Genomic DNA, 2,902 nt, shown 5'->3' on the forward strand with positions numbered 1-2,902 from the left:
ACCGCTTTTAAAAAGCGGTTTTAAAATTACTTATAAGTATTTTTAGCTTAACCTTTAACGGCTGCTTTAATTGCATCAATTGCTGTATCGATATCAATCATTAGCTTTTCACCTGTACGGCGGTTTTTAAGCTCAATTTTGTTTTCGTCAAGGTTACGCTCACCAATTACTAGCGTAAATGGCACACCAATGAGTTCCATATCGTTAAACATAACACCAGGGCGCTCTTTACGGTCATCAAATAACACATCAAGACCTGCATCTTTTAAACCTTGGTAAAGGTTATTTGCAATATCAGGAATACGATGCGATTTGTGCATGTTCATTGGAACAATTGCTAAATCGAATGGCGCGATTGATTTTGGCCAAATGATCCCGTATTGATCGTTGTTCTGCTCAATAGCAGCAGCAACAATACGTGAAACACCAATACCGTAACAACCCATAGTCATGGTTTGGTTTTTACCACCTTCGTTTAATACACCCGCTTTCATCGCTTCTGAGTATTTAGTGCCAAGTTGAAAAATATGACCTACTTCAATACCACGTTTAATTTGTAAAACGCCTTGGCCACATGGGCTCATATCGCCTTCAACAATATTACGAATATCAGCAACTTCGTAATCAGTTACGTCACGATCCCAGTTAATACCGCTGTAATGCTCGTCGTCTTTATTTGCACCGGCAACAAAATCAGCAAGTATGTTAGCTGCTCTATCAACAATAATAGGCATTGATAAGCCGACAGGACCTAATGAGCCAGGTTTTGCGCCAATAGCAGCAACAATATCTGCCTCTGTTGCCATTTCAAGCGGAGAGTCTACTAATGGGTGCTTTTCAGCTTTTAGTTCATTTAATTCGTGATCGCCACGCAGTACTAAAGCTACTAAACCGCGTACTTCGTTTTCATCAGGCGTACCATAAACAATTAACGTTTTAACACCGCGATGTGGCTTAACACCGTAGTGTTTTTTAAGCTCGTTAATCGTTTTAGCGTCAGGAGTTGGAAACGCTTTAAGCTCTTTTGATGCTTCAGGGCGAGGCTCGCTTGGTGCCAGTGCTTCTGCTTTTTCAATATTAGCGGCGTAATCACTGCCATCACTAAACGCGATTGCATCTTCGCCCGACTCAGCAAGTACATGAAACTCGTGCGATACGCTACCACCAATAGAGCCTGTATCGGCTATAACAGGGCGGTAATCAAGGCCTAAACGCTCAAAAATATTACAATATGCTTTGTGCATCGCTTGATAAGTCGCATCTAAACACTCTTCACTTAAGTGAAAAGAGTAGGCATCTTTCATTGTAAACTCACGAGCACGCATTACACCAAAGCGAGGACGACGTTCGTCGCGTACTTTAGTTTGTACTTGGTATAAAGTAACTGGTAATTGCTTGTAGCTGCTTATTTCTTTACGTACGAAATCAGTTATTACTTCTTCGTGTGTTGGGCCAAGTGCAAACGTACGGTTATGACGGTCTGTAAAGCGCATAAGCTCAGGACCAAATTCATTCCAACGGCCAGACTCTTCCCACAAATCAGCAGGTTGAATAACAGGCATTAGCATTTCAATTGCACCCGCTTTGTCCATCTCTTCACGTACAATGTTTTCTACTTTACGTAGCACGCGTAAACCAGAGGGTAACCAAGTGTATAAACCCGAAGCGACGCGACGGATCATACCGGCTCTAAGCATTAACTGATGCGATACGATTTCAGCATCTGATGGCGTTTCTTTAAGTGTTGCGAGTATATATTGGCTTGTACGCATGTTTTTTCCGAAATAGAGTAATTATATTCTTTTAATAGAGCTTAAGTTTACCAGCGGATGCTTTTACACTAAAGCGCTAAGTGAGTTATTTAGTTTTTTTCTATGCTTGTTACTAAGTTATGTGCATCATTAACCTGCCAGCGAATATTAAAGTCATAGAGAGTCATCCCGTAGCTTTGCATTTCTTCTTTTTGTTTTTTATAAGCAGGGCGAGGATCTTGTTTTAAAACATTGGCTATAAAATCATGTAAGTCTGGGTATTGTGTTTGGGCATTAACAAACTCAATTGCCTGAGGGCTAAATTCAACCGTCATTTGTGTTTCAGGGCGCGTGTCAGCAAAGCCAGCACTTGCATCCGGCATAGAGTCTGAATACGGCAAATACGGTTTTATGTCAATAATCGGTGTGCCATCAAGTAAATCAATGCCAGCGAGTAATAAGCTAAGTTGTCCGTTTTTATATTCAATACCTTCAAGTTTTACGGCGCTCATTCCAATTGCGTTTGGTCTGAATGTAGCACGGGTCGCAAATACACCTTTTCGCTCATTGCCACCCAAACGAGGCGGGCGCACCATAGCAGAATAACCTTTATCAGCTGTTCCATGAAAACGAAATAACAACCAAATATGAGTAAATTCATCTAAACCACGTACAAACTCTTCGCGATTAAAATCGGGGGCAAATATAAGCTTTGCTTTAGCTTGTGGCACTAAACGTGGTTGCCTAGGTATAGCAAACTTTTGTTTATAAGGAGATTGAATGTGGCCAATAGCCGAAATGGTGTAATCGCTCATAGTACTCGGGTACAAATAAAATAGAGCGCTATTCTACCCGCATTTAGCATTTATGGCATTAATGTAAGCAAGTTTATTGCGTATACCAATTTTATTAAAAATATGATTATTCTACTGCATTAAATAGCGCACTTACTTTGTTAAAAATTATTCTTAGTTGACTGTATGGATGCAGGAGGTAGAACAATGCAGGGAGCAATTAGTGATAACAACTATATATTATAATTTTGCCTTGTTATTGCGCTATTTTCTTAGTGCTATAATAGAACACCTATTTAATGCACTTGGCATTATAGAGCAAACGGTTTAAAGTTTTTTATTAGACTGATTGGTTTA

The 2,902-nt window shown here is 39.9% G+C and carries 2 protein-coding genes; both read right to left on the minus strand.

Annotation, left to right across the window (positions count from 1 at the left end; translation table 11 throughout):
• Positions 1 to 47 precede the first annotated feature (47 nt).
• Complete coding sequence (locus tag GQR46_RS18260; protein WP_165741928.1) at positions 48 to 1,772, minus strand: proline--tRNA ligase; 1,725 nt, start codon at positions 1,770 to 1,772, stop codon at positions 48 to 50.
• An 89-nt stretch (positions 1,773 to 1,861) separates the two neighbouring features.
• Positions 1,862 to 2,566: a tRNA (N6-threonylcarbamoyladenosine(37)-N6)-methyltransferase TrmO gene (gene tsaA / locus GQR46_RS18265; protein WP_165741930.1), complete on the minus strand. Its 705-nt coding sequence runs from the start codon at positions 2,564 to 2,566 to the stop codon at positions 1,862 to 1,864.
• Positions 2,567 to 2,902 lie beyond the last annotated feature (336 nt).

It is taken from the genome of Pseudoalteromonas sp. Z1A6 (genome assembly GCF_011378745.1).
In the GTDB taxonomy this organism is placed as follows: domain Bacteria; phylum Pseudomonadota; class Gammaproteobacteria; order Enterobacterales; family Alteromonadaceae; genus Pseudoalteromonas; species Pseudoalteromonas arctica.